We start from the raw sequence: 24791 nt of genomic DNA, 5'->3' as shown, positions 1-24791 counted from the left end.
CCAGGAGAGGTTAACGCTGCATGGCGGCGGCGATTTCCGGGCGGTCTTCGGCGGTTTCCAGGTATCTGGGATCGGAGCGCAGGCCGGTGGCCTGCTCATAGGCATAGCCATAGGCAAGGATCGCCGCGTCCGCGTCCCTGGCGCCCATGAAGGAGACGCCCAGCGGGACGCCGTGGACCTCCCCCATCGGCACGGTGAGATGGGGATAGCCTGCGACGGCAGCGAGATAGCCTGCTCCGGCCCAGGCGGGCCAGACATCGCCATTGACCGGATCGACGCGCGGGGAAAGCGGGCCAGACGGCGAGACGAGCGCGTCCACGCCGTGTTCGGCGAGGAGCCGGTCGATGCCGTTTTCGCGCGTGGCGGACTGAACAAGCGCCCTGGCGTCGAGATAGGCCTGATCCGTAAGCGGACCAAGGGCATCGGACGCATCGAAGAGGTCCTGGTTGAAGAGGGCGAGTTCGGTGTCTGCGTTGGCAAGGTTGAAGGTGATGACATCGCTGAGGGTACGGGTCACAACACCGGACGGGGCGGCGGCGAGATAGGCGTTGAGGCTGTCCTTGAACTCATACTGCAGGAGGAGGAGCGAGGCGGCCCAGAAATCTCCGGGAACATTGCTTTCCTCGATCTCGACAATCTCGGCGCCGATTGCGCGCATGGCCTCAAGGCTCGCCTCGAATCGGGCGTTGATGTCCGGGTTGGAGCCTACCGAGGCGCGCAGGACACCGAGGCGTTTGCCTTTCAGCGCATCGGCCGAGAGGGCACTGGTGAAGTCGGTCTCGCCTGCGTCCATCGCGTTCATCATCAGGGCCGCGCCTTTGACGGTCTTGGTCATCGGGCCAGCGGTGTCCTGGCTGGGCGAAATCGGCACGATGGCGTCCTGCGGGAGGATGCCGACGGTGGGCTTGAAGCCGACGAGGCCGTTCACATTGGACGGGCAGATGATCGAGCCGTTGGTTTCCGTGCCAACACCGCCGGCAGCGAGGGAAGCAGCGATGGCCGCGCCGGTGCCCGAGCTTGAGCCGCAGGGGGAGCGGTCTAGCATATGGGGGTTGCGGACCTGTCCGCCCACGGAGGACCAGCCGCTGATTGAGTCGTTTGATCGGAAGTTTGCCCACTGGCTGAGATTGGTCTTGCCGAGGATGACAGCGCCTTCAGCGCGCAGGCCCGCAACGAGGGGGCTGTCGCGGCCGGTGACGTTGTCCTTCAGGGCAATCGAGCCGGCGGTGGTCGCCATGGGGTCGAGGGACTCGATATTGTCCTTCAGGAGGATGGGCAGGCCGTCCAGGGGCCCGAGGGGCGCGCCTGCCGCCCGGCGGGCATCGGAAGCGGCGGCCTGGGCGAGGGCGTCGGGGTTGAGGGCGATGATCGACTGCAGGCGCGGGCCGGCGCGGTCGATCGCGTCGATGCGGGCGATGTAGGCGGTGGTGAGCACCACCGAGGTCGTCTCGCCGCTGGCGAGGGCGGCGGAGAGTTCCGGGAGTGTCCGCGCCAGGAGGCCGGTGGCTTCATAGCCGGGGGCGACCGGGGCGTCGGCGACGGCCTCAGGCGGGGCGAGGCTTTCGGGCGCAGGCGTGGCGCAGGCGGCGAGCATGAGCGCGCCGAGCGCGGCGGTGATGGTGTGGTTCATGGATGCCCTCTCCCGGTCCCTGATCAGAGACGGGAGAGTAGCGGGGCTTGGTCCCGGGTCAATCGGCTGCTGCGCAGCCTTTGCCCGGGATGACAGTTTTAACGGACCTAGCGCGAGAACTTCTTGAACTTCAGGCGCTTGGGGTTCACCGCGTCTTCGCCGAGCCGGCGTTTCTTGTCTTCGAGGTAGGAGGAGAAATCGCCCTCGAACCATTCGACATGGCTGTCGCCCTCGAAGGCGAGGATGTGGGTGGCCATACGGTCGAGGAACCAGCGATCGTGCGAGATGATGACGGCGCAGCCGGGGAAGTTGTCGAGGCCTTCTTCCAGCGCCTGCAGGGTTTCCACGTCGAGGTCGTTGGTCGGTTCGTCAAGGAGGAGCAGGTTGTGGCTGCCGCGGAGCATCTTGGCGAGGTGGACGCGGTTGCGCTCACCACCCGAGAGGATGCCGACTTTCTTCTGCTGGTCGGTGCCCTTGAAGTTGAAGGCGCCGACATAGGCGCGGGACATGACCGAGACGCCGCCGAGGTCGATGACATCGGTGCCACCGGAGATTTCTTCCCAGACGTTCTTGTTCGGGTCGAGCTTGTCGCGGCTCTGGTCGACATAGCCGATCTTGACCGTCTCGCCGACACGCATGGCGCCAGCGTCGGGCTTTTCCTGGCCGAGGATCATCTTGAACAGCGTGGATTTACCCGCACCGTTGGGGCCGATGACGCCGACGATACCGCCGGGGGGGAGTTTGAAGTTGAGGTTCTCGATCAGGACATTGTCGCCGAATGCCTTGCTGAGGCCTTCGGCCTCGAGCACGACGCCGCCAAGGCGCGGGCCAGGGGGAATGCGGATCTGCGCGGTCATCACCTTCTCGCGCTCTGCCTCCGACGCCATCTTCTCATAGGCCGTGATACGAGCCTTGGACTTGGCCTGGCGGGCCTTCTGGCCGGAGCGGACCCATTCGAGTTCCTTGGCGAGGGTGCGCTTGCGGCCGACATCGTCGCGCGCTTCCTGCTCCATCCGCTTGGCCTTCTGTTCGACCCAGCCCGAATAGTTGCCCTGGAAGGGCACGCCGCGGCCACGGTCGAGCTCGAGGATCCAGCTGGTGATGTCGTCGAGGAAGTAACGGTCGTGGGTCACAAGGATGACGCAGCCGGGGAAGTTGATCAGGTAGTTCTGCAGCCAGGCGACGGTTTCGGCGTCGAGGTGGTTGGTCGGTTCGTCCATCAGGATCATGTCAGGCTTTGACAGGAGGAGCTGGCAGATGGCGACGCGGCGCACTTCACCGCCCGAGAGGGTGGTGACGTCAGCATCATTGTCCGGACAGCGCAGGGCGTTCATGGCCATTTCGATCTTGGAGTCGATGTCCCAGGCATCGGCCGCGTCGATCTGCTCCTGGAGCTTGGTCATCTCTTCCATCAGCTCGTCGGAATAGTCCTCGCCGAGCTTCATCGAAATCTCGTTGAACTTGTCGACCATCTGCTTTTCCGGGCAGGAGGCGGCAACGTTCTCGAAGGCTGTGAGTTTGGGATCGAGCTTTGGCTCCTGCGGGAGGTAGCCGACCTTGATGCCGTCTGCGGCCCAGGCTTCGCCGGTATAGTCCTTGTCGACGCCGGCCATGATGCGCAGCAGGGTCGATTTACCCGAGCCGTTGACGCCGACCACACCGATCTTGGCGTCCGGGAGGAAGTTCAGGTGGATGTTTTCAAACACCTTCTTGCCGCCGGGATAGGCCTTGGTAAGGCCCTGCATGTGGAAAACGATCTGGGGACCGGCCATGGGCTGTGGTTCCTTTGCGAAGCTGGAAATGGTTGTCTGGGCGCGATGTGGCCTGCCGCGCGCAGAAGATCAAGCGCAACACCGAGCCGGTGGGCAGCCAGACGGCCGCGCAAGGCCACTTTTCCGCTTGCCGTGCCCCTTGCCCCCCGGCATCACTTGGAGCTTATGAGGGGACGAAGATGGCGAAGCCAGAAGCGAAATCTGCCGGTTTTGGCGAGGATGACCTGACGCGGGCGTCGGGGTGGGACGCGCTGCTGGATGATGTCTTCGGACTGAATGTGCGCGGTTTCCGGACGATGTGGGCCTCGCTGTTCAACCCGGCCAGGGTGTTCGAGGCGGCGCGCGATCCGGGCTGGCAGGACCGGTACACACCGGCGATCCGCCTTGTGTTCGTGATCTTTGCCCTCACCGAATTCCTGCAGTTTCTCCTCAGCGGAGAGGGGACGCCGATCTGGCAGACCGTCGTTGAAACGGTCAGCTCATTCGAGGGGGACCTTTACGGCCGCGAGGTCGACGCCGTCGCCCGGGAAGTGCTGCTGGCCTATTCGGCCCTGTATTCAATCGCGTTTTTCGTGCTGCATATTCCAATGAGCCTGTTTGTCGGCACCTGGGGCAAGGGCGTGTCCATGCCGGTGCGCAGCCGGCTTTATTTTGCGACCCTCGTGCCGGGCACGCTGATCGGCCTTGCGCTGGTGATTGGCCAGAACACGATCTCGACCGAGATAAACCAGACATCGTCGCTGATTTTTATGGCCCTGATCATACTCGCCTATGCGGGCACGATCTTTCGTGGCCTGGCGCCCAGGATTTCCGTGGGGGGCCGCCTCTGGAGGGCGGGGGTGATGGGGTTGCTGATGATTGCCGTGACGGCGATTGCCGAATTCATCGGTCTGCTGGCCGCGCATATCTATGTGCTGGGGACCCCTCCCGGCGGGTGACAAGCCCGGAATCCGGGCTAGTGTCGGCGCCATGAGACGCCTCTTCTTTCTTGCGGCCTTTGCCGCCTCTTTATCGCTTGCCGCCTGCATTACCCATGCAGACGAGGCGCCCCAACCGGCCAAGGACCCCGTTTCCATGACTGACGCTCCCCGGCTGACGCCGGAACGCCTCTTTGCCTCCCCCTCCCTTGCCGGCAGCGCGCCGCGGGCGGTGAAATTCTCGCCCGATGGGCGCCGCGTGACCTTCCTGAAACCCAGGGCGGAAGAAAGCGCACGCTACGATCTCTGGCAGTTCGACGTGGCGAGCGGTGCGCAGTCGATGCTGGTGGACTCCACGGCGGTGGACCCGGCAGAGGCGGAACTCTCCGAAGAAGAAAAGGCCCTGCGCGAGCGAAAGCGGATCGCGGGCGTGCGCGGCATTGCCGATTATGCCTGGGGCACGGCGGACACGATCATCGTGCCGGCGGGCGGGGACATTCATCTTGTGACGCTCAAGAATGACGGGCCGGAAACCCGGCGCCTGACCCGGACAGACGGGTTTGAGTATGACGCCAAGGTGTCGCCTCGCGGCAATCATGTGAGCTTCATCCGGGACGGGGCACTTTATTCCATCGATCTGGCGAGCGGCACAGAAACGCGGATTTCGCCCGAGGCGCAGCCCGACAAGGCCATCGGCTATGGCGTGGCCGAGTTTGTCGCGCAGGAAGAGATGAACCGCTACACGGGCTACTGGTGGAGCGCGGACGAGCGCTACATCGCCTTTACCGAAGTGGACGAGAGCGGGGTGGACATCATTCCGCGCTTTGACATTGCGGCCGAGGAAGTAACCGTGATCAACCAGCGCTATCCGCGCGCGGGGCGGCCAAATGCGAAGGTGGGGCTCTGGGTGGCTGACCTGAAAGAGGACACTACGCGCAAGATCAGTTCTGTGGGGCCCGACACCTATCTGGCGCGCGTGAACTGGGCGCATGGAAGCCTGTGGTTCCAGACCGTGAACCGGGCGCAGACGGAAATCCGCTTCAACCGCACCGATGGCCTGCCCTGGCGCATCTGGTCTCCGTTTACGGAGGAACAGGCGCGGTGGGTGAACCTGACAAATGATTTCCTGGCCCTGCCCGATGGCGGCATTCTGGTGACCCATGAGCTGGACGGGTATCGCCACATCTACTGGCGAAATGCCTCGAATGGCGAAATGCGGCAGGTGACTTTCGGGAACTGGGTGGTGAACGATATTTCCGGGTTTGATCCTGAGACACAGACGATCTATTTCACCGGCTTCAGGGATACCCCTCTGGAGCGGCATCTTTATGCCGTGCCGCTGGGCTGGAGCGACCGCGAGGTTGCGGCCAGGGGCGCGGCGCGGGTGCCGGACACTGCCTGTATCGACACGGCGCCCGGGTCGGCGCGCATGATGCAGGAATGCCCGGAAGTGCGGCGGATTACGCCGGAAGGGGGCAGCTGGAGCATTGCCATGGGCGCGGGCGCCAAGAGTTATGTCGGCACTTTCTCCTCCCCCACGCAGCCGCCGCAGACGGCGCTCTACAAGGCAGACGGCACGCGCGTGGCGTGGATCAACGAGAACGCACTGAATGCAAGCCATCCGTATGCGCCTTTCCTTTCCTCCCACACCGTGCCGGAATTCGGAACGTTGAAGGCAGAAGATGGGCAAACGCTTTACTATTCGATCCAGAAGCCGCCGGGATTTGACCCTGCGAAGAAGTATCCTGTGATCGTAGAAGTGTATGGCGGGCCGCATGTGCAGCGTGTGTCCAATGACTGGCGGCCGCTGGGCGACCAGTTCTATACCCATGCTGGCTATATCGTGTTCCGCCTTGACAATCGCGGCAGCTGGAACCGGGGCAAGCGGTTTGAGGATGTCATCCATCTTCTGACGGGCGGACCGGAAGTGCGCGACCAGCTGGCGGGCGTGGCGTGGCTGAAAGAGCAGCCCTTCGTGGACGCAGGCCGCATCGCCATCCAGGGCTGGAGCTATGGCGGGTACATGACGCTGATGACGGCGGCGCAGGCGCCAGAAGGCACGTTTGCGGCTGCGATTGCGGGCGCGTCGGTCACCGACTGGTCGCTCTATGATACGTTCTATACGGAGCGATACATGAGCACGCCGCAGCTCAACCCTGACGGCTATCACGCCTCCAGCGTGTTTGCGCACCTTGACGGGCTGACCGGGCCCCTGCTGCTGATCCACGGGATGGCAGACGATAATGTGACGTTTGACAACACGACCCGCCTGATGGCGGAGCTGCAGGCGCGCAGCCAGCCTTTCGAGTTGATGACTTATCCGGGCCAGCGCCATGGCATCCAGGGCGAAGCGTTGCAGGTTCACCTGATGCGCACGCGGCTGGATTTCCTGGAGCGGCACCTGAAGATCCCGGCCGAATGAGCATCAAACCGTGGAAAATCCTGTCCTCACAGCAGGTGATGAAGGATCGCTTCATGGGCCTGCGCACCGACCGCTGCGCCCGGGAGGACGGGCATATTGTCGAGAGCTATCATGTCATTGAACTGGCAGAATGGGTGACGGTGATCCCGGTGACGGATGCGGGCAATGTCGTGCTGGTGCGCGAGTACCGGCATGCGGCGCGGGCGGTGATGGTGGGGCTGCCGGGCGGAGCGTCTGATCCGGGCGAGACGGACTGGGCAGCTGTCGGCGCCCGGGAGCTGCGTGAGGAAACCGGTTATGTTGCCCGCGAGATGGTGTGGGTGGGCGCGTGCCATCCCAACCCGGCCACGCAGGACAATATGTTGCACTATTACCTTGCCCTTGGCAGCACGCCCGGCGCGAGCCGGGATCTTGACCCCAACGAGGAGATCGAGGTTCTTGAAATGCCGTATACGGAGTTCCTGGAATACGGTAACCAGCCTGTGCAGCACGCGCTGCATGCGGCGGCGCTTTTCTATGCCGAGCGGTATTTTTCCAAACACCCCCACCATCGCCCCAAGGAGTAAGCCATGCCCGCCTTTCAGCCGACGGCCGACCAGTTCCGCGCGTTCCGGGATGACCCGTATGACGGGCCGGTTGCGCAGGTGAACATCCTGAAGTTCAAGGTGAAGGCGGAGTATCGCCCCGAAGACCCGGAATATGGCGAGAAGATCAGCGGGCGGGATGCGTATATGCGTTATTCGGAAGCCTTTACGGTGGCAGCCGCCGAAGTGGGCGGGACGACGCTGCTGCTGGGGGATACGGAGCGGTTTTTCATTGGCAACGGGGACTGGGACGCGGTTCTGGTGAACCACTTTCCGAGCCGGCAGGCTTTCATCGCAACGCTGAACCACAAGGACTACAAGGACATGGCGCGTCACCGCGAGGCGGGGCTGCTCTGCCAGGAGCTGATCGTGACGCGGCCGACATGGGTGAATGGGGAGAAGCAATGAGCGGGTATGAAGTCTATGGCGCGCTGGGGTCTCCATACTCCCTGAAAGTGCGCGCGGCGCTCCGGGCGAAGCGTTTGCCGCACAGCTGGACCGGGATGACGGGCGAGGAGCGCGGCGTGATCATGCCGAATGTCAAGGCGCAGGTGATCCCCGTAGTCTGCAAACCTGATGGCAGCTGGACGAACGATTCAACGCCCTTCCTCCTCTCCATTGAGGGGGAAGGGCGCGCGCTGGTGCCGGAGGACGCGGCATCGCGCTTTGTGTGCCTGCTGCTGGAGGACATGGCCGACGAATGGTTCATGAAGGCGATGTTCCATTATCGGTGGTTCTATGAGGCCGATCAGGAATGGTGCGCCAACTGGCTGATGTATGATTCGATGCCGAATGCCGGGCTGGAAACGGTGGAGAATACGGCCGCCGTGATCCGTGCGCGGCAGATTTCGCGGATGGCGCTGGTGGGGTGTACGCCGGAGACGGCGCCGGTGATCGAAGCGAGCTGGAAGCGCAGCTGCGCGGCGCTGCAGGAGATGGCGCTCGGGCCAGGGCGTTTCCTGTTCGGGGACCGGATCTCGCTCGCCGATCTTGCCTTTTATGGCCAGCTCAAGGTGATGAGCTATGACCCGACGCCGATGGCATGGATGCGGGAGGCTGTGCCTTACCTCTATCGCTGGCTGGACCATGCCGATGATGCCAGCGGGATTGGCGGGGACTGGGCCGGCGCCGAAGCGGCGCTGGCGAGCCCGGCCATCACCAGGCTGCTGGCGCAGGCGGGGGACACCTACCTGCCCTTCCTTCTGGCGAATACCAAAGCCATTGAGGCGGGGGCGGAGACCTTTTCGCTGATGATCGAAGGGGGCTGGTATGAGCAGGGCGTGTTCAAATATCAGGTGAAGTGTCTTGCGAGCCTGCGCGAGGAGTGGCAGCGGCTGGACGCTGACACGCGCGCCGGGCTGGCGCGGCTTATCGGACCTGGAGCAGACATACTTGGCTGAAGACCTCTCCCCCATTTCGCGCCTGCTTCACCGGCGGGGCGAAAGCCTGCAGAAGGGCGATCCTGTCGCCCTGCCCATTGTGGCCTCGACCACCTTCCATCTGCCGGGCGACCCGCTGGCGAGCCATGTGTATGGCCGCTATGGCAACCCGACCGTTGAGGAAGTGGAGGCCGAGATTGGCCTGCTGGAAGACGCCGAGGCCGTGCTTTTCCCGTCTGGGATGGCCGCGATTGCGGCGGTGTTCTACGCCCAGCTGAAGCCAGGCGACCGGGTGCTGGTGCATGCGGACGGCTATTACAATGCCCGCGCGTTGCTGGAGACGTACTTTGCGCCGCTGGGCATCGAGATGGCTACCTGCCCCACGGCGGAGATGGCGCAGGCCGACCTGACCGGCGTGAAGCTGGTGCTGGCCGAAACCCCGTCCAATCCGGGGCTTGAAGTGTGCGACCTCGCCAAGCTGGCACGCAATGCCAAGGCGGCGGGTGCGCTGCTGGCGGTGGACAACACGACCGCAACGCCGCTCTGCCAGCGGCCGCTGGATCTCGGCGCGGACTTTACGATCATGGCCGACACCAAGGCGATGGCGGGGCATTCGGACATTCTGGCCGGGCATGTGGCGAGCCGCGACCCTTCGCTGATGGCGCCGCTGAAGACCTGGCGGCGGCTGGGCGGGGCGATCTGCAGCCCGTTTGATGCCTACCTTCTGCACCGGGGCCTTGCCACGCTGGAGCTGCGCGTGGCGCGGGCGAACGCCAATGCGCTGGCCGTTGCGAATGCGCTTTCGGGCATCGAAGGCGTGACGGGGCTGCGCTATCCGGGGCTGGCGACCGACCCTGCGCACGGCGTCGCGCGCAAGCAGATGAGCGGGTACGGACCGATTGTCAGCTTCTGCCTGCCGAGCCGGCTCCTCGCCGAACAGTTCATTGAGCGCCATCCCCTGATTACGCCGGCAACAAGTTTTGGCGGCGTGCATTCGGCCGCTGAATGCCGCGTGCGCTGGGGCGACAAGGTGCCCGAAGGCTTTATCCGGATGGCCTGCGGCATCGAGCCGGTTGCCGACCTGACCGGGGCAACCGTGCGGACGCTGGACACGCTGAACCTGCGCGGTTGTTAGGGGTTAGCCATCGCCCGGCCGGGCCGCTATGATGGCAACAGATTCGAGTTTTGCGGGGTCCGGCGATGCGCCGTTTTGGTTTAATCGTGCTGTTCATCCTGCTGGCGGGCGCAGCCTATGGCTGGTACGCGCTGCGCAAGCCGCCCAAGCCGATGGAAATGTCCGAGCCTGTCCGCATCCATCAGGGTGTCGTGATCGGGGGCGTGGACCGGGACAACCCCGACATGATCGTGTTCAACGGCATTCCCTATGCCACGGCCAGGCGCTGGAGCCCGCCGGCCTCGCCGCCGCAATGGGGCGCAATCTCGCGCGATACCCGGGAGTACGGCCCGGAATGCATCCAGAGCCGTCAACGCTCCGGCAGCTTTGTGGACTCCATCCTGGAAGGCGTAGGCCTGTCCGGCTTCGAGCGAATGATGGCGCGCGTGGTTCTGTCACTGCAGAAGACGCCGCCTGAGTCCGAAGACTGCCTGTCGCTCAATATCCGCACAGCCAATCTGGGCGGCCGCGACCTGCAGCCGGTGATGGTGTGGATCCATGGCGGCTCACACCAGTTCGGCTCAGGATCGCAGTCCATCTATCAGGCAAACGGCCTTGTCGAAAATGGCGTCGTGCTCGTCACGATAAATTACCGCCTTGGTGCGTTTGGCTATCTCGCCCATCCGGCCCTCACCGCAGACGCGGGAACCTCGGGCAATTACGGCCTGCTCGACCAGGTGTCGGCGCTCAACTGGGTGCGCGAGAACATCGCCGTTTTTGGGGGCGACCCGAACAATGTGACCGTGTTTGGCGAAAGCGCAGGCGCCCAGTCGGTCACGGAACTGATGGCGAGCCCTCTCTCGGAGGGCCTGTTCAACAAGGTGATCCTGCAGAGCGGAGCGAGCACTTACAACGCGCTGCACCTGAAGCGCTCGGTGATCCCCGGCGTAAAGAGCGCCGAAGAAGCAGGCACGGAGTTCCTGTCTTCGCTTGTGGCGCCTGCGGCGCGCGCAGCTGACCTGCGCAGCATTCCGGCGGCAGCAATCATCGCGCAGGCGGAAGCACGCCCCGACCTCAGCCCCTATTTCCTGCCGGTTGTGGATGGCAAGGTGCTGCCCCGGCCGATTGGCGCTGCCTTCCGCGATGGCGGAGTGCCACGATTGCCGATGATTGCGGGGTTCAATGCCGACGAGGGCACGCTGTTCTATGACGCGATCAATTCGCCGACAGTCCTGAAGCCGCAGATGACCGGGACCCTTGAGGAGCGCGAAGCGGCGCTTGCCTCCGTGTTCGGACTGAACCCGGCCAAGGCCCTGCAGGCGCTTTACGGGATGAACACGCTGGAGAGCTGGGACAAGGGCGCGACCGACATGCTGGGCGACGACATGTTCGGGGTCCACATGCGCTTTGCCGGCCGGCGCAATGCCGAGGACGGGGCGCCGACCTATCTCTATCATTTCACGCGCGTGCCGCCTTCGCCGCGCCAGACGATCGGCGCCTTCCACGCGGCGGAAATCTCCTTCGTCTTCAACAGCCACCTGCCCGGACTGAAGGTCACGGACGCAGACATGGCGCTGACCGAAGCGATGATGACTTACTGGACGAACTTTGCCCGCACGGGTGATCCGAACGGAACCGGGGTGCCTGAATGGCCCGCCTATTCCCTGGACCGGGATGTGTGGCTGGACCTCAACCATTCCATCCGAGTGATCGAGGGGCTGCGCGCGCGCCGGCTCGACATTCTGGAAGAGACGCTGCTGCAGCGGATCGAGAAGATGGCAGGCCCGCCGCCTATGCCTGATCTGCCCGAACCGGTCGCGCCCGATGACCTGCCAGCGGTCGAGGCGGGCGCAGAAGCGGCGCCGGTCATACGGCGGGAACCGGCGACCGCGCGTCCGCCTGCCGCTGCGCCGCGGAAGGAGGTGCTGCCCGAACCGGTATTGCGGCCGCTGACCCCGCCTGCCGAAGTGCCCGCTGAGGACGATGCCAGTGCTGCGGCCCCCGCGTCTCTACCAACCCCTGCGCCGGAGCCCCAGCCTCTTGCCGAGGCTGTCCCCGCATCAGAGCCGGCATCAGACGGTCAGTAGGCTTTCGCAGATCGCCACGAGCCCTGTCTGATCAACCTCGTCGAAGGCGTCATAGTCGGAGGAGTCGACATCGAGGACGGCCGCGAGGCTGCCATCGGCGCGGAAGACCGGCACGACGATTTCCGAATTGGAGGCTGAATCGCAGGCGATATGGCCGGGAAACTCGTGCACGTCCGGCACGATTATAGGCTCTTTCGTAGCGGCGACATGGCCGCAGACGCCTTTGCCGAAGGGAATGCGCAGGCAGCCGAGCGTGCCCTGATAGGGGCCGACAACCAGCTCATCTGTTTTCAGCGGATCGACCAGGTAGAAGCCGGTCCAGAAGAAGCGCGGCTTGAACGCCTGGGTGAGCAGGCAGGCCGCCGAGGCATAGCGGGCGGTGTCGGAGGTTTCCCCGGCTACGACGCTGTCGATTTCTTCCTTGAGCTGGCGGTAGGCTTCAGCCTTGTCCATGGGGCGCACCTTGTGATGGATTGAAACGCCCTAGATATGTGCTCGCGCACGCTTGTCCATTCACCCGTCTGCCATCAGGCGGGAAAGGGCTGCGGCGCGTTCAGGGGAGTTGAGCCAGGCCGGGGCGTCGAGATTGGTCTTCAGGCGCTCGGGCCGGGTTGTCGAGAAAAGGACGAGGCCGCCTGCATTCTGCTGGATCGCGTGGGCGAGATAGGCCTGCGCGAGGGCAGAGGGATCGGCCGCATCGATGCCGAGAGCGCAGGACCAGCGCTCTTTCAGGGTGGCATCCGCCTTGAGGCGGGCGAGCTGGTCCTGGAAGCGCTGACCAAGACAGGAATGGGTGACGACGAGCGCGGGTCCGGAGGCGGCAGGCGGAGGCATGCCCGGGCGCAGGCTTGCATCAAACTGGGCCACCTCGCCATAGGCGGCGCCGCTGGCCGCGATCGCCTTCATGGCACCGGCTTCCGGCGCAATGCCGTAAGTGCGGGTCTTGCCCTCACGCACCATCTGATCGAGGAAATCGCAGACCTCTTCGCTCTGCACATGTTCCGGCTTGCATTCGTGCAGGAGGAGGACATCGACATGATCGGTGCGCAGCTCTCTGAGGCTCGTCTCGAGGCTCTGCTGCATCCGCTGGCGGTCGAAGACAAAAAACTCCGGGAAGCGCACGGTTGGCGGCGGGACGATCGCGCGCAGGGGGGGAATGCGGCGCAGGAGAGCCCGGGCTTTGCCCCGGGCGCGGGTATAGAAGTCGGACGCAGACGGCAGGATGCCGACCTTGGTGGCAATCAGCACGTCATCCCGCATGTGGGCGAAGGCTTCGCCGACCATCGCTTCGCAGCGTCCTTCGCCATAGAGGCGCGCTGTGTCGAAATATGTCACGCCCTCTTCATGCGCCTTGCGGAGCAACTCAATGGCGGAGCGGGGTTCCTTAACGAAATGCAGCAGTCCTGTGCCAAACCCGAGCGGGCCGGACGGCCGGGAGAGCAGCCGGGAGACTGCGTCTACGGTGGGATTACTGGTCATCGCGGCAGGTGACTTAGAGTTAATGTGAATGTCAACAAATCAGTTTCTGCATGCAGTTGGCAGGTCAAGCTGCACCTCCGGCACCCTTTATGCATTATTCGTGCAAAGATATGACGGGCGCGAAGACCGGGGACTTTGATGGCAGCCAGACATGACGCAATCGTGGTGGGCGCGGGCGCTTCGGGCGGGCTCGCTGCGGCGCTGCTTTGCGAGCAGGGATTGTCGGTTCTGCTGCTGGATGCGGGCACCGAGTATCCGTTCTGGCGCAAGCCGCTGAGCAAGACCGTTGCGGCAACCATAGGGGCGGTTTCAGATCCGAGGCTGGCCAATATCCTGCACCCGAGGCTGATCAATGCGGGCACCAGGGTGTTGCGCGGCGCAGGGCGGATCCGCCAGCCTGTGCAGACCGAATGCTTCGCCTGGGTCCAGAAGCCCGACGCCTTTGTTGATGACAAGGACCATCCCTACGAGACGCCCGATGGCGCGCCGTTTACCTGGATCCGGTCGCATGGGCTGGGCGGACGAATGATGGTACCGGGGCATGGGCGCCAGTATTACCGGTTTGGCGCCACCGATCTGGGCCCCAAAACCGACATGCCGAGCCCCTGGCCATTCGGCATTGAGGCGCTCGAGCCCTGGTATCAGAAGGTTGAGCGCCATCTTGGCCTGGCCGGAGGGCAGGACGCCTCGGACTTCATTCCCGACAGCCTGATTGCGCGGCCAGTTTCGCCCAATGCGTCTGAAGAAGTCGTGCTGGAAACGATCGGCCGGAAATGGCCCGGCGCCGAGAAAATGCTCAGCCGGTATGCCCCGCCTGTGGACTTTGTCGGCATGGCGGATGCAACGGGGCGGCTGACCCTGCGCGTGCGGGCAAATGCGCAACGCATTCTGGCTGGCCCTGACGGCAAGGCAAGCGGTGTGGAGTGGCTGGACCCGATGACGGGGCAGCGGGGGTCAGCGCAGGCGCCGCTGGTGTTCCTCTGTGCGTCGGCGCTGGAATCGACGCGCATCCTGCTCAATTCGGGAAATGCCTCCGGCGGGCTGTCAGACCAGTTGCCCGCGCTGGGCCGTTACCTCACCGATCATGTTATGCTCAAAGCAGAAGGCATCAGCCCGCCTCTGCCGATGACCGATGCATCTGAGCCCGGACGGTGTGTGTACCTGCCCCGGTTTGATTTGCGCGAGGGCGGCAATCGGGAGAGCCGGGGCTATGGCGTGCAGCTTTATGCGACGGTGAACCCGGCTGGCGCCTGGACGACGGCGGTTGCTTTTGGCGAGATGGCGCCATCGCCGGAAAACCGTGTGACCCTCGCCAAGGGCAAGACCGGCAAGTGGGGCACCCCGCTGCTGCACATCGACATGAAATGGCGCGAGCCGGAGATGACGCTGGCGGCTATCATGGGGCGCGCGCTGGACGAGCTTTTCGAGGCGATCGGTGCAAAAGTGCTGGTGCGGCCTGCGGGCCCGGCCAATCCGGGAACTTCGGTGCATGAGTGTGGTGGGGCAAGGCTGGGCGCAGATGCGCAGACCTCCGTGCTTGATCCGGACAATCAGTGCTGGGCGATGCCGGGGCTCTACGTAACAGATGGCGCCGCACTTCCCTCGCAGGGCATCCAGAACCCGACGCTGACCATCATGGCGCTGACCGCGCGGGCCTGCGCGCACGCCGTACGCTAGGCGCCAGCAACACCCAGCCATTTCCTGTTCCCCCCTGAACCGGGGATGGCCCGACCTCTGCGCGCGGTCGATACGGGCCCCCTGGACCGAAAACCGCCTTGCTGCTGCCCACATGCCGCCGGTCCCGGCGCGTAGGCCTTCAACTTCCAGCCAGGATGGAATGAGACGTTGAAGCCGCCTGCAAGCTCTGAAATAGTTTCCAGAGAGGCATCAGCGGAATGCCGGCAGGAGGATTTCCGAGTGGTGCCACGCGTCAGGTCCAGCGCAGTTGCACTGGCCGCATGGACGTTCCTGGCAGCAGGAGCACCGGCGCTGGCACAAAACCCCGCGCCGATCGAGGTCACGCCGCCCGTCTATTCCTTGGAGCCGGACCCTGAGGCCTATGAGGATGTCGAGTATCTCGACGAGTTTGGGGACACTGCGCCGCAAACCGACCAGAAGGCTGTCCGGGATGCACACACCCGGTTTCTGCGTGACAGCGACCTCCAGCTGACCCGGCCGGAACTGGAAGATGTTGATGTCGAGCCGGCCGAACCGCCTGGCTGGCTCGCAGCTTTTGGCCGGTTCATCGAATCGCTGGCACCATTGTTCAGGGTCATTTTCTGGATTGCGGCAGGCCTGGTTATTGCCGGCATTCTCTATTTCCTGTTTGGCGAAGCCATCCGGATGCGTCTCGGATTGGGCCGAAAGAAAACGGACAAGCCGGCCGATGACGTGCTGACCGACATCCGGCCTGATGGGGACCGCGCGCGATCACTGCTGGAAGAAGCCGACGCGCTGGCGCGGGAGGGCAAGTTTGCCGAGGCGGTTCACCTGCTGCTCTTCCGGTCCATCGAGGATGTCCAGGAGCGCCTTGAAGGCGGTGTGCCAACCTCGATGACCGCGCGCGAAATTGCTGGTCTCGGCAGCTTGCCGGAACGGGCGCGGCGCGCGCTGAGGCCGATCATCCAGATCGTCGAGAACAGTTTCTTCGGCGGGCGGGATGTGGATGCTGCAGGCTGGCAGAGCGCCCGGCGCAGCTATGAGGACTTTGCTTTCGGGGACGGCTGGGCATGAACGGCGTGAGCGAGTCTCCTTTTTCTGCCCGCACAGTGGCGATTATGGTGGCGATTGCCGTGATCTCTTTCGGCGGCGTGCTTGTGCTGGCCGGCTGGGCGCCGGAACTGCGCCAGCGCGATCAGGCGGGCGATCATCCTTACTCCACTTCGGCACTCGGGTATAACGGCTTCGTGCGCCTGATGGAGGCGCAGGGATATCCTGTCAGCGTGTCCCGTCTGGAGCGCAATCTGGAGACACGCGACTGGGGCCTGATGATACTGACCCTGCCTGCCTTCGGAGATTTCGATGCTTTGGAGGATACGGCGTTCCAGCTACCCGCGCTCGCCGTGCTTCCCAAATGGTATGGCCGGCCCGACCCGCTTAATCCCAGCCGCCAGGCCGACACGCGCTTTATCGACGCGCGCGAACTCAACGACCGGATACGGCGTATCTATCCAGACGCCGAAGTCTTGCGGGTGAGCAAACCTGACGAACTGAACGGCGACTTCGATGCCGGGGCCGTGAAGCCGGATGTGCGCCTGCAGCTGATACGGTCAGACGCGCTGGAGACCGTTATCGGAAGCGATGACGGCGCGCTGGTCGCATACGACCCTGATACGGGCGTCTACATCCTCAGCGATCCGGACATGATCAATACGTTCGGGCTGGCAAGGGTCGAGAACGCGATCTTTGCGACGAACCTGGTAAATTATCTGCGCAGCTCGGATGGCGAACCGATCCTGATGGACGCGACGCTGCACGGGTTCTCCCGCTCTGAAAACCTGCTCAAGATGTTGTTCAGCGTTCCCTATATCGGCGCGACGCTGATTGCGTTGGCGAGCGCGCTGCTTCTGGGCTGGGCGGCGACCGTGCGCTTCGGGCCGCCGGCCCGGGAGGCCCGCGCCATTGCGCTGGGCAAGCAGGCACTGGCAGACAACTCAGCCGGCCTCGTGACCATGGCGCGCCGGGAAACCCGGATGGCGCCAGGCTATGTGAGCCTCATTCGCCGCCGCCTGGCGCGGGCGCTGGGCCTGCCGAAATCATTGACTGAAAGTCAGCTGACGGAACTTTATGACAGGATGGGTCCCGCTGAAGCGTATGGCCGGTCCTTCTCTGAACTCGAAATAGCCATCAAGGAACTCGCCGCCAACCGGGAGGATCTCTTGCAAAGCGCACGGGAGCTGCACCATTGGCGCAGGGAAATCATCAGGAGAACTATGCATGAGCGTGGCTGAAATCCGGAACCTGGCGGATCGTATCCGCACCGAAGTGCGCAAGGCCATCATCGGCCAGGACGGGAGCGTTGACCTGCTTCTTGTCGCCCTCTTTTCATCCGGACACGTACTGCTGGAGGGGCCGCCTGGGACAGCCAAGACACTTCTGGCGCAATGCTTCTCCCGCGCGATCTCGCTTCAGTTCGGCCGCATCCAGTTTACGCCGGATCTGATGCCCGGGGATGTTCTGGGCACGAACCTCTTCAATTTCCAGACCAACCAGTTCAGCCTCACCAAGGGCCCGATCTTTACCGACATCCTGCTGGCCGACGAGATCAACCGTACCCCGCCCAAGACGCAGGCGGCGCTGCTTGAAGCGATGCAGGAGCGCAAGGTGACGATTGACGGGGAAAGCTATGGGCTGAACCCGCGCTTCACCGTGATCGCGACGCAGAACCCGATCGAGCAACAGGGAACCTATCCCCTGCCCGAGGCGCAGCTCGACCGCTTCCTGTTCAAGCACAATCTGGAATACCCCACGCGCGAGGAAGAAATCCGCATCGTGGCCCAGCACGGAACACGCACCGGGATGAAGACGCCGGAAGCCTTCGGCGTGCAGCCCGTGCTGAGCGCAGCAGACCTCGACGCGGCGGTCAACGCGGTGTCGCAGGTGCGCCTCAATGACGAGATAATTTCCTATATCGTCGACATCGTCCGCACGACGCGTGAAACGCCCGCGCTGGAAACCGGGGCCAGCCCGCGCGCGGCCGCGGCGCTGGCCATGGGATCGCGCGCCCGCGCGGCGCTGGACGGGCGTGATTTCGTGATCCCCGATGACGTCAAGACACTCGCCCTGCCCGCCTTGCGCCACCGTGTTATCCTGTCACCAGCGGCCGACATCGAGGGGCGGACCACCGACGAAACCCTGTCCGGGATCATCGAGCAGACGGCGGCGCCACGGTGATTTCACCTACCCCCCGCGCCGTTTTCCTGATGCTGATGGGCATGCCCCTGCTCCTTGCCATTGCCCTGCTTGCGCCGGGTCTCTGGATACTGTCGGCAGGATGGATTGCGGGCGTCAGCGGGATCGTGCTGATGGACGGGCTGCTGGGCGCGCGTCTGAGGGCGTATGAGGTTAAAGCGGGGCTCCCGCCGCTGCTCTATGTCGGGGAGAGGGATACCGCTTCGCTCAAGCTGCGCTTTGCTACTGGTCCGTTGCCGGAGCGAATTGAAATCCAGCTGGAGACCAACGAGTTCATTCCCCAGCCTGACCCGCAGGGCCTGCGCGGATGGGACGCGCGGGAGCGGCACTACGAGATGGACTTATCGCCAGGTCGCCGGGGGATGGCGCGAGTCGTTTGTCTGTGGAGCCGGTGGCGCGGACCGATGGGGCTTGTCCAGAAGCGGCATGTCCACGAGATCGGCGTGGACATTCCCGTGACCCCCAATGTCCGCTGGGTGCGCGACGAGGCGATCCGCCTGTTCTCGCGGGACGCGGAGTTCGGCATCAAGACACAGATCGAGCGCGGCGATGGCAGCGAGTTTGACGCGCTGCGCGAATTTACCGCCGGCATGGACCGGCGCGCGATTGACTGGAAACACTCCGCCCGCCACCGCCACCTGCTGGCCAAGGAATTCAAGACCGAGCGCAACCACAACATCGTCTTTGCCTTCGACACCGGCCGGCTTATGAGCGAGCCTCTGGGCGGGGTGGCGAAGATCGACCGCGCGGTAACGGCCGGCCTGCTGCTCGCCTATGTCTCCCTGCGCTCGGGTGACCGGACGATGTTCTACGGATTTTCCTCAAGGCCCGGCGTAACCAGCGGCTTTCTCACCGGAACAAGCAGCTTTCCAAAGGCGCAGGCAACCGTTGCGGAGATGGACTATTCAGACGAAGAGGCAAACTTTACACTCGCCCTGACACACCTGGCAGCGCGGCTTGAGCGGCGCAGCCTGATCATCATCTTCTCCGATTTCGTGGACACCATCTCGGCCGAACTGATGCTGGAGAATGTGAAACGGCTGACCGACCGGCATCTTGTCCTGTTTGCGACCTTCGAGGATGAGGCCCTCGCCACCATGGCGGACGCGCTGCCGGAGAAGAGCGAGGATGTCGCCCGGGCCGTAATTGCCGACACGTTGCTGTCAGAGCGCGACGTCGTTTTCCGGCGGCTGCAGCGGATGGGCGTGCAGATCATTGAGACCCGGCCGGAGCATTTCGGGGCAGAACTGGTTTCGCGCTACCTTCAGATCAAGCAGAGGGACATGCTGTGAGCGGCGACCTTCTCAAATCCTACCGTTTCCGTGAAGAACGCCAGGCCGACTGGCAGAAGCTCGACCTGATCCTGACACGGGCGGAGAATGGCGGGGTGAAAAGCCTGACCGACGAGCAGATGCTGGCATTGCCCCGACTATACCGGCAGGCGGTATCCTCGCTGTCGGTCGCCCGCTCCATCTCCCTCGACCAGAATGTGATCGCTTATCTGGAGAGCCTGTGCACGCGGGCTTATTTCTTCGTCTACGGCGCGCGCACAACCATTGGCGAACGCATGATGGTGTTCCTGCGCAGCGACTGGCCGGCGGCCGTGCGCGGGGCCGTGTGGCCGACGCTGCTGTCGGCCCTCTTCTTTTTCGGCGGCTGGGGCCTGGCTTTCTTCCTCTGCCTTCAGGACATGGAATGGTACTGGACCTTTCACGGGCACAGCTTTTTCGAAGGCCGTAATCCCGACGCGACAGTCGAGTACCTGCGCAGCACGATCTATACGGACGGTCATGGCGACGGGCAGCTGACCGCCTTTTCCAGTTACCTCTTCAATAACAACGCGCAGATTGCATTGTTTGCCTTTGCGCTGGGCTTTGCGTTCGGCATCCCGACCGCGTGGCTGCTTGTCTATAACGGTGTGATGATCGGATCGATGTATGCCGTGTTCTGGGACAAGGGGCTCGGCTTCGAGTTCACCGGCTGGCTGATGATCCATGGCGTGACCGAGATTTTCGCTATCATCCTGGCGGGCGCAGCAGGCTTTATCATCGGCGGGGCGGTTGCTTTTCCGGGGGCACAGACCCGGCTCGCGTCAGCACGATCGGCCGGCCAGAAAGCCGCGACCATTGCCATGGGCTGCGTGGTGATGCTGATCATTGCGGCCCTGCTTGAGGGCTTTGGCCGGCAGCTCATCAATTCCGATGTTGCACGCTATACGATCGCAGCTGCAACGGGCGTCTGGTGGATGCTCTACTTCTACATGCGGCGCGAGGAGCGGCGCGGATGACGAACACGGCCACCCCTTCGCCGAACAAGCGGCAGCGTCCAGGGGTCAGCATTGAGGCTGCTACACAGCGCCGCGCGCGCATGGCCGAGGAAATGCGCCAGTCCAAGCTCATCCGCCGGCTGGTGACGCCGGAGGGCGCCGCCATCCGCCTGAAGCTTGCGACCGCGGCCGAGCGCGCAGGCGCCTTCCTGATCGACATTGCCATCCAGTGGGCCATCGTGATTGCCACGCTGTTTGGCCTTTCATTCCTGATGGCCGGATTGGGCGAGGGCAGCTCAAATATCGCTTTCGCCTTCTGGCTGGTGTTCTTCTTCTTTGTCCGGAATTTCTACTACATCTTCTTCGAGATCGGGCAGCGGGCCGCAACGCCTGGCAAGCGGGCGCTTGGCCTGCGGGTAGCGGCGCGCAATGGCGGCCGATTGACTGCCAACTCCGTTCTGGCGCGTAACTTCATCCGCGAGATCGAGATCGGCCTGCCTTTCCAGTTTGCGCTGATGGGCGGGGACGAGGCGAGCGGCTGGATGGCGCTGTTCGGCCTGCTCTGGTCGGGGGTATTCCTGCTGTTCCCGATCTTCAACAAGGACAAGATGCGCGTGGGCGACCTTATCGCGGGCACCTGGGTCATCCGCTCTCCGAAAACAAAGCTGATGCACGACATTACGTCAGCAAATAGCGTCCCGGACTCCGGGTCCCGCTTCAATTTCACAACCGCGCAAGCAGAAGCCTACGGCATCCATGAGCTGCATGTTCTGGAGGACGTGCTTCGCCAGTCCACGGTTGAGGTCAAGCGGCAGGTAGCCGCGCGCATCCGCACAAAGATCGGATGGGCGCAGCAGCCTGGGGAAACAGATCTTGCGTTCCTGGAAGCTTATTATGGCTCGCTGCGCCGGCGCCTGGAGCAGCGCATGCTGCTGGGTGAACGGAAGGCTGACAAATTTGATGTCAGGTAAGGGCGAGACCAGCCGACTCGCGCGCCGTCTTGCGAGGCTCGTCCGGCAGGGGCGGCAGGATGGGCAAGCGTAGAAGATGTTTTACCATCCGGAACACGACCTTGCCCGCGACAGCCGGAGGCTGCATCAGGGCGCGCAACACAAGGCCCGGGCTTTTCGCCCGTACGCCATCGATCATCGTGCGCCAGGCATAGTCGGTCCGGGTATAGTGCAGGTGCTCCTTCAGGGCCGCGCGGTCATCAGATGAAAGACCAGGCGTTTTCAGCAAGGCTTCATCCCCTTCCACCATTTTTCCGATCGCGGAGGTTGGATAGGCCTTGGAAAGGGATTCCGGCATGCTGACAGCAATGTATCCACACGGATCGATAACCTCCCAACGCGCGCCCAGGGCAAGCGAACGGGCGTAGAACTCGAAATCTTCTGCCAGGCGCATGTCTTCCCGGAAGAAGAGAGTGTTCTGGCGGAGGAACTCCATCCGCATCAATGGCTTGAGGTAGCCGATCTCCCGGCGCGGGCCGCAATATTTCGCGAGGTTTTCCCGAACGAAACGGGCGAGCCCCATGGGCACCGATCCAATCAGTTCATCCTTCCAGACGCGAATACCATTGCCGGGAGATTGTCCGGGCTCCACGCGGATAACGTCGTCAGCCACAAAATCGAGCTTCTGCGCCTCGCCATGCGCCACCAGCCTGCGAAGGCGGTCCGGCAGCATGTAATCATCGGCATCCAGGTTGACGACCCACGGCGTTGTCACGAGGCGCAGCGCTGCGTTGCGCGCGGCGGACGGGCCGCCATTCCTTGGCTGGCGAACTGCGGTCAGGCGAGGCTCAGCTTCCGCCATGGACTGGAGCAGCGCGAAGCTTGCATCCGTCGAACAATCGTCAACGACAACAACTTTCACCGGAACGGTCTGGTTCAACGCGCTGTCGATGGCGATCCTGATAAAGGCTTCCGCATTGTAGCAGGGAATGATGACAGTAACTTGTTCCACCCGAAAGGTCCTCAGTCCACGAATTTGTTGCGAGCCGGCGGACTAACCCTGCAAGCTGGCTTCCTGGTTTACCGCCCAGTCTTTCTGATGCCAGGCGAGCGCAGATGTAATGATGTTGTCGACGTCTGAACGGGTTGCCGTCCAGCCGAGGATTTCCTTTGCCTTGTCCGGAGCGGCAATCAGGCGGGCAGGATCGCCCGGGCGGCGGGGACCTGTCTTGCGCGGCAGGCGGCGGCCGGTTGCCCGTTCCACAGCATCTACAATTTCGGCAACGCTCGTGCCCCGGCCGGTGCCCAGATTGAAGGCGTTGGACGGCGCGCCGCTTTCAAGGGCGTTGAGGGCCAGGAGATGGGCTTCAGCGAGGTCTTCAACATGGATATAGTCACGCAGCGCGGTGCCATCGGGCGTATCAAAATCCGTCCCGTTGATCGTGAAGGCGTAGCCGGGATCATAGGCGCCTTTGAGCGCCAGCGGGATCAGATGCGTCTCGCAGGCATGGCGCTCTCCGATCAGCCCGTCCCGGTCAGCGCCGGCGGCATTGAAGTATCTCAGACAGGCGGAGCGGATACCATGTGCATGATCAAAGCCGGCAAGCATCTGCTCGACCATCAGCTTCGACATGCCATAGGGGTTAATCGGGTTGCAGGGATGGTCTTCGGCCAGCAGGTCGGTCTGCGCATGACCAAAGATCGCGCATGTCGATGAAAAGATAATCGAGTTCGTTCCGTGGCGGCGCATGGCGTCCAGGAGGTTGAGCGTTGCAAAGGTGTTGTTGCGGTAGTATTTGCCAGGCTCGGTAACGGACTCGCCCACCAGCGTGGACGCGGCAAAGTGGGCAACCGCGCCCGGCTTCACGGCGCTGAAGGCTGCTTCAATGTCCCTCGTATTGTTCAGATCGCCTTCGATCAGATCGCCCCAGCGCACCAGGTCGCGCCAGCCGGTCGAGAGATTGTCGAAAACCGTGACTTCCCAGCCTGCGTCCGAGAATGCGCGGCAACAATGGCTACCGACATAGCCCGCCCCACCTAAAACAAGCACTTTTCCCGGCATTCCTCACCCCCTCATGAAGTTAGACTGTCTCCTGGCGCAACACCGGGATCCATTCATACCAGGATGTGCAAGAATCCAACCGTTATCGCGCACCAGATGGGCGCTGTCTCAGCCAAAGATCGAAATGAACGCCCAGATGATGGCGCCCCAAAGCCCGGCGCTCAGACCAACAATAGTCAGAAGCCGCAGCCAGACAGGCAGTTTTTGTCCGCTGAATTCGTTCAAAATTGCACTATCATTCTCGCGTACTCCCGAAACGGGGTCTGTGAAGGCGCCTGTTTTCATTGGCATCATTTGGCTAAAACGCGACATAACCTGATCTACAACAGCGAAGCCTTAACAGCGATTTAAAGCACAGTTGCTAAGTCGTATTATTATGAGAAATACGGTTCAAATTCTGTCATTAATGAGGCGTTTCCTCGCCCGGCCGTTCGCAATCGAGCTGAAATGCCAGGGCTGCCAGAGTTGGCCTGGGAAATCTGAACAGCCAGGTCAGGTGAGATTTCTGCCTGCAGATCGGCCATGTTGCCGGGCACACAGAAGTGAGCCAGCCAACGCCAGCAGATAGGCCGGCTGGATGTCTCCAGAATGATGAAGCCGATGAGCATCGAAGCGCTCGACCGAAAGCCGAACACGTCGAAACCCGGGCCCGGCCACCAAGGTCTACCCTTACCTCCTGGGCAAGCTGTCGGTGCCCCGGCCGAACCATGTCTGGGCGATTGACATCACCCAGGTGCCGATGGCGGGGGCGTTGTGTATCTCCTCGCCGTCGTCGACGGGTTAAGCCTGAGCGTGCCTGCCTGGCGGCTGTCGATCCCGATGGAGGTGGGCGTCTGTCTCAGCCCTGTTCACCAGGGCCCTGAAAGGCCGCGGCATCTGGATCAGCATGTACGGCCGCGGTGCCTGGGAGGATGATGTCTTTGTCGAGCGGCTCTGGCGCTCCATCAAATACGAGGCGATCTGCCTCCGGGCCTGTGCCAGCGTTCCGGACGCCCGCGCCGGGATCGGCCGGTACCTTTCCTTTTATAACGGGAAGAGACCGCACCCATCGCCTGACCGGAGAACGCCAGACCAGGCCCACTTCAATACGCTGCAACTATTCCGGGTCGCGGCGTAACGCAAAGGGCAGCAAGCCACATAGAAAGTGACCGGAATCTGTTCAAACGAAACGCGCAAGCACTTCTGAACACAAAAAAGTCAAACTTTCCATCACGCCGC

21 protein-coding genes and 1 pseudogene are annotated in these 24791 nt (G+C 63.2%); 15 read left to right on the top strand and 7 right to left on the bottom strand.

From position 1 onward, the window contains the following. Positions 1–10: 10 nt before the first annotated feature. Together KG722_RS01430 and ettA are read right to left on the bottom strand one after the other, a co-directional pair. Positions 11–1630 (bottom strand): amidase, encoded by a 1620-nt coding sequence (locus KG722_RS01430; RefSeq protein WP_300998142.1) that lies wholly within the window; start codon positions 1628–1630, stop codon positions 11–13. Positions 1631–1737: 107 nt separating this feature from the next. After that, positions 1738–3402 carry an energy-dependent translational throttle protein EttA gene (gene ettA, locus KG722_RS01425; RefSeq protein WP_213268796.1) on the bottom strand — a complete coding sequence of 555 codons (1665 nt, stop codon included), beginning with the start codon at positions 3400–3402 and terminating at the stop codon, positions 1738–1740. Between the two features lie 179 nt (positions 3403–3581). On the opposite strand from ettA, the gene KG722_RS01420 reads away from it, so the two are divergent. The 7 genes from KG722_RS01420 to KG722_RS01390 all read left to right on the top strand — a co-directional run bounded on the left by KG722_RS01420 (position 3582) and on the right by KG722_RS01390 (position 11905). After that, positions 3582–4340, top strand: a complete 759-nt coding sequence (locus KG722_RS01420) for a hypothetical protein (protein WP_213268794.1) — start codon at positions 3582–3584, stop codon at positions 4338–4340. Between the two features lie 136 nt (positions 4341–4476). Beyond that, positions 4477–6741, top strand: a complete 2265-nt coding sequence (locus KG722_RS01415; protein ID WP_300998141.1) for a S9 family peptidase — start codon at positions 4477–4479, stop codon at positions 6739–6741. Next, positions 6738–7307, top strand: a complete 570-nt coding sequence (locus KG722_RS01410) for an NUDIX hydrolase (RefSeq protein WP_213268790.1) — start codon at positions 6738–6740, stop codon at positions 7305–7307. The genes KG722_RS01415 and KG722_RS01410 overlap by 4 nt, the downstream gene beginning before the upstream one ends. A gap of 3 nt (positions 7308–7310) precedes the next feature. Continuing rightward, positions 7311–7733 (top strand): DUF1330 domain-containing protein, encoded by a 423-nt coding sequence (locus KG722_RS01405; protein WP_213268788.1) that lies wholly within the window; start codon positions 7311–7313, stop codon positions 7731–7733. Next, the gene (locus KG722_RS01400) at positions 7730–8725 is read left to right on the top strand and encodes a glutathione S-transferase C-terminal domain-containing protein (protein WP_213268786.1); all 996 of its coding nucleotides are present in this window, start codon (positions 7730–7732) and stop codon (positions 8723–8725) included. The genes KG722_RS01405 and KG722_RS01400 overlap by 4 nt, the downstream gene beginning before the upstream one ends. Further along, entirely contained in the window at positions 8718–9839 is a 1122-nt protein-coding gene (locus KG722_RS01395; protein ID WP_213268783.1) for a cystathionine gamma-lyase, read from the top strand. The genes KG722_RS01400 and KG722_RS01395 overlap by 8 nt, the downstream gene beginning before the upstream one ends. A gap of 65 nt (positions 9840–9904) precedes the next feature. Beyond that, positions 9905–11905: a carboxylesterase family protein gene (locus KG722_RS01390; RefSeq protein ID WP_213268781.1), complete on the top strand. Its 2001-nt coding sequence runs from the start codon at positions 9905–9907 to the stop codon at positions 11903–11905. On the opposite strand, the gene KG722_RS01385 is transcribed toward KG722_RS01390, so the two are convergent. Further along, positions 11891–12358: a GAF domain-containing protein gene (locus KG722_RS01385; RefSeq protein WP_213268779.1), complete on the bottom strand. Its 468-nt coding sequence runs from the start codon at positions 12356–12358 to the stop codon at positions 11891–11893. The two genes, KG722_RS01390 and KG722_RS01385, sit on opposite strands and share 15 nt — an antisense overlap. A gap of 60 nt (positions 12359–12418) precedes the next feature. Further along, positions 12419–13384 (bottom strand): aldo/keto reductase, encoded by a 966-nt coding sequence (locus KG722_RS01380; RefSeq protein ID WP_213268777.1) that lies wholly within the window; start codon positions 13382–13384, stop codon positions 12419–12421. 138 nt (positions 13385–13522) lie between these two features. Between KG722_RS01380 and KG722_RS01375 the strand changes: the two genes are divergently transcribed. The 7 genes from KG722_RS01375 to KG722_RS01345 all read left to right on the top strand — a co-directional run bounded on the left by KG722_RS01375 (position 13523) and on the right by KG722_RS01345 (position 21532). Further along, a complete protein-coding gene (locus tag KG722_RS01375) occupies positions 13523–15061 on the top strand; it encodes a GMC family oxidoreductase (protein ID WP_213268775.1) in 1539 nt (512 codons plus the stop codon). Between the two features lie 243 nt (positions 15062–15304). Further along, positions 15305–16117 (top strand): DUF4129 domain-containing protein, encoded by an 813-nt coding sequence (locus KG722_RS15325; RefSeq protein ID WP_213268773.1) that lies wholly within the window; start codon positions 15305–15307, stop codon positions 16115–16117. Beyond that, positions 16114–17334, top strand: coding sequence for a DUF4350 domain-containing protein (locus KG722_RS01365; RefSeq protein WP_213268771.1), 1221 nt, complete (start codon positions 16114–16116; stop codon positions 17332–17334). Before KG722_RS15325 ends, KG722_RS01365 begins: the two co-directional genes overlap by 4 nt. Next, positions 17321–18277 carry a MoxR family ATPase gene (locus KG722_RS01360; RefSeq protein WP_213268769.1) on the top strand — a complete coding sequence of 319 codons (957 nt, stop codon included), beginning with the start codon at positions 17321–17323 and terminating at the stop codon, positions 18275–18277. The genes KG722_RS01365 and KG722_RS01360 overlap by 14 nt, the downstream gene beginning before the upstream one ends. Further along, the gene (locus tag KG722_RS01355) at positions 18274–19587 is read left to right on the top strand and encodes a DUF58 domain-containing protein (RefSeq protein WP_213268767.1); all 1314 of its coding nucleotides are present in this window, start codon (positions 18274–18276) and stop codon (positions 19585–19587) included. The genes KG722_RS01360 and KG722_RS01355 overlap by 4 nt, the downstream gene beginning before the upstream one ends. After that, positions 19584–20582 carry a stage II sporulation protein M gene (locus KG722_RS01350; protein WP_213268765.1) on the top strand — a complete coding sequence of 333 codons (999 nt, stop codon included), beginning with the start codon at positions 19584–19586 and terminating at the stop codon, positions 20580–20582. Before KG722_RS01355 ends, KG722_RS01350 begins: the two co-directional genes overlap by 4 nt. Further along, a complete protein-coding gene (locus tag KG722_RS01345) occupies positions 20579–21532 on the top strand; it encodes an RDD family protein (RefSeq protein WP_300998140.1) in 954 nt (317 codons plus the stop codon). The genes KG722_RS01350 and KG722_RS01345 overlap by 4 nt, the downstream gene beginning before the upstream one ends. On the opposite strand, the gene KG722_RS01340 is transcribed toward KG722_RS01345, so the two are convergent. The 3 genes from KG722_RS01340 to KG722_RS01330 form a co-directional block, all read right to left on the bottom strand. Beyond that, complete coding sequence (locus KG722_RS01340; protein ID WP_213268763.1) at positions 21525–22523, bottom strand: glycosyltransferase; 999 nt, start codon at positions 22521–22523, stop codon at positions 21525–21527. The two genes, KG722_RS01345 and KG722_RS01340, sit on opposite strands and share 8 nt — an antisense overlap. 42 nt (positions 22524–22565) lie before the next feature. Continuing rightward, complete coding sequence (gene galE / locus KG722_RS01335) at positions 22566–23573, bottom strand: UDP-glucose 4-epimerase GalE (protein WP_213268762.1); 1008 nt, start codon at positions 23571–23573, stop codon at positions 22566–22568. 108 nt (positions 23574–23681) lie between these two features. Then, a complete protein-coding gene (locus tag KG722_RS01330) occupies positions 23682–23885 on the bottom strand; it encodes a hypothetical protein (RefSeq protein ID WP_213268761.1) in 204 nt (67 codons plus the stop codon). A gap of 249 nt (positions 23886–24134) precedes the next feature. Between KG722_RS01330 and KG722_RS14890 the strand changes: the two are divergent. Then, a pseudogene (locus tag KG722_RS14890) lies at positions 24135–24690 on the top strand (integrase core domain-containing protein); the annotation flags it as partial. Between the last annotated feature and the right edge of the window lie 101 nt (positions 24691–24791).

The organism is Hyphomonas sp., from assembly GCF_018402285.1.
In the GTDB taxonomy this organism is placed as follows: Bacteria; Pseudomonadota; Alphaproteobacteria; order Caulobacterales; family Hyphomonadaceae; genus Hyphomonas.
This window is presented reverse-complemented; position numbering and strand designations above follow the sequence as displayed.

Coding starts and splice junctions, on each gene's coding strand:
- KG722_RS01430 (WP_300998142.1), bottom strand. CDS start 1,630: ATGAACCACACCATCACCGCCGCGCTCGGCGCGCTCATGCTCGCCGCC.
- ettA (WP_213268796.1), bottom strand. CDS start 3,402: ATGGCCGGTCCCCAGATCGTTTTCCACATGCAGGGCCTTACCAAGGCC.
- KG722_RS01420 (WP_213268794.1), top strand. CDS start 3,582: ATGGCGAAGCCAGAAGCGAAATCTGCCGGTTTTGGCGAGGATGACCTG.
- KG722_RS01415 (WP_300998141.1), top strand. CDS start 4,477: ATGACTGACGCTCCCCGGCTGACGCCGGAACGCCTCTTTGCCTCCCCC.
- KG722_RS01410 (WP_213268790.1), top strand. CDS start 6,738: ATGAGCATCAAACCGTGGAAAATCCTGTCCTCACAGCAGGTGATGAAG.
- KG722_RS01405 (WP_213268788.1), top strand. CDS start 7,311: ATGCCCGCCTTTCAGCCGACGGCCGACCAGTTCCGCGCGTTCCGGGAT.
- KG722_RS01400 (WP_213268786.1), top strand. CDS start 7,730: ATGAGCGGGTATGAAGTCTATGGCGCGCTGGGGTCTCCATACTCCCTG.
- KG722_RS01390 (WP_213268781.1), top strand. CDS start 9,905: ATGCGCCGTTTTGGTTTAATCGTGCTGTTCATCCTGCTGGCGGGCGCA.
- KG722_RS01385 (WP_213268779.1), bottom strand. CDS start 12,358: ATGGACAAGGCTGAAGCCTACCGCCAGCTCAAGGAAGAAATCGACAGC.
- KG722_RS01380 (WP_213268777.1), bottom strand. CDS start 13,384: ATGACCAGTAATCCCACCGTAGACGCAGTCTCCCGGCTGCTCTCCCGG.
- KG722_RS01375 (WP_213268775.1), top strand. CDS start 13,523: ATGGCAGCCAGACATGACGCAATCGTGGTGGGCGCGGGCGCTTCGGGC.
- KG722_RS01365 (WP_213268771.1), top strand. CDS start 16,114: ATGAACGGCGTGAGCGAGTCTCCTTTTTCTGCCCGCACAGTGGCGATT.
- KG722_RS01360 (WP_213268769.1), top strand. CDS start 17,321: ATGAGCGTGGCTGAAATCCGGAACCTGGCGGATCGTATCCGCACCGAA.
- KG722_RS01345 (WP_300998140.1), top strand. CDS start 20,579: ATGACGAACACGGCCACCCCTTCGCCGAACAAGCGGCAGCGTCCAGGG.
- galE (WP_213268762.1), bottom strand. CDS start 23,573: ATGCCGGGAAAAGTGCTTGTTTTAGGTGGGGCGGGCTATGTCGGTAGC.
- KG722_RS01330 (WP_213268761.1), bottom strand. CDS start 23,885: ATGTCGCGTTTTAGCCAAATGATGCCAATGAAAACAGGCGCCTTCACA.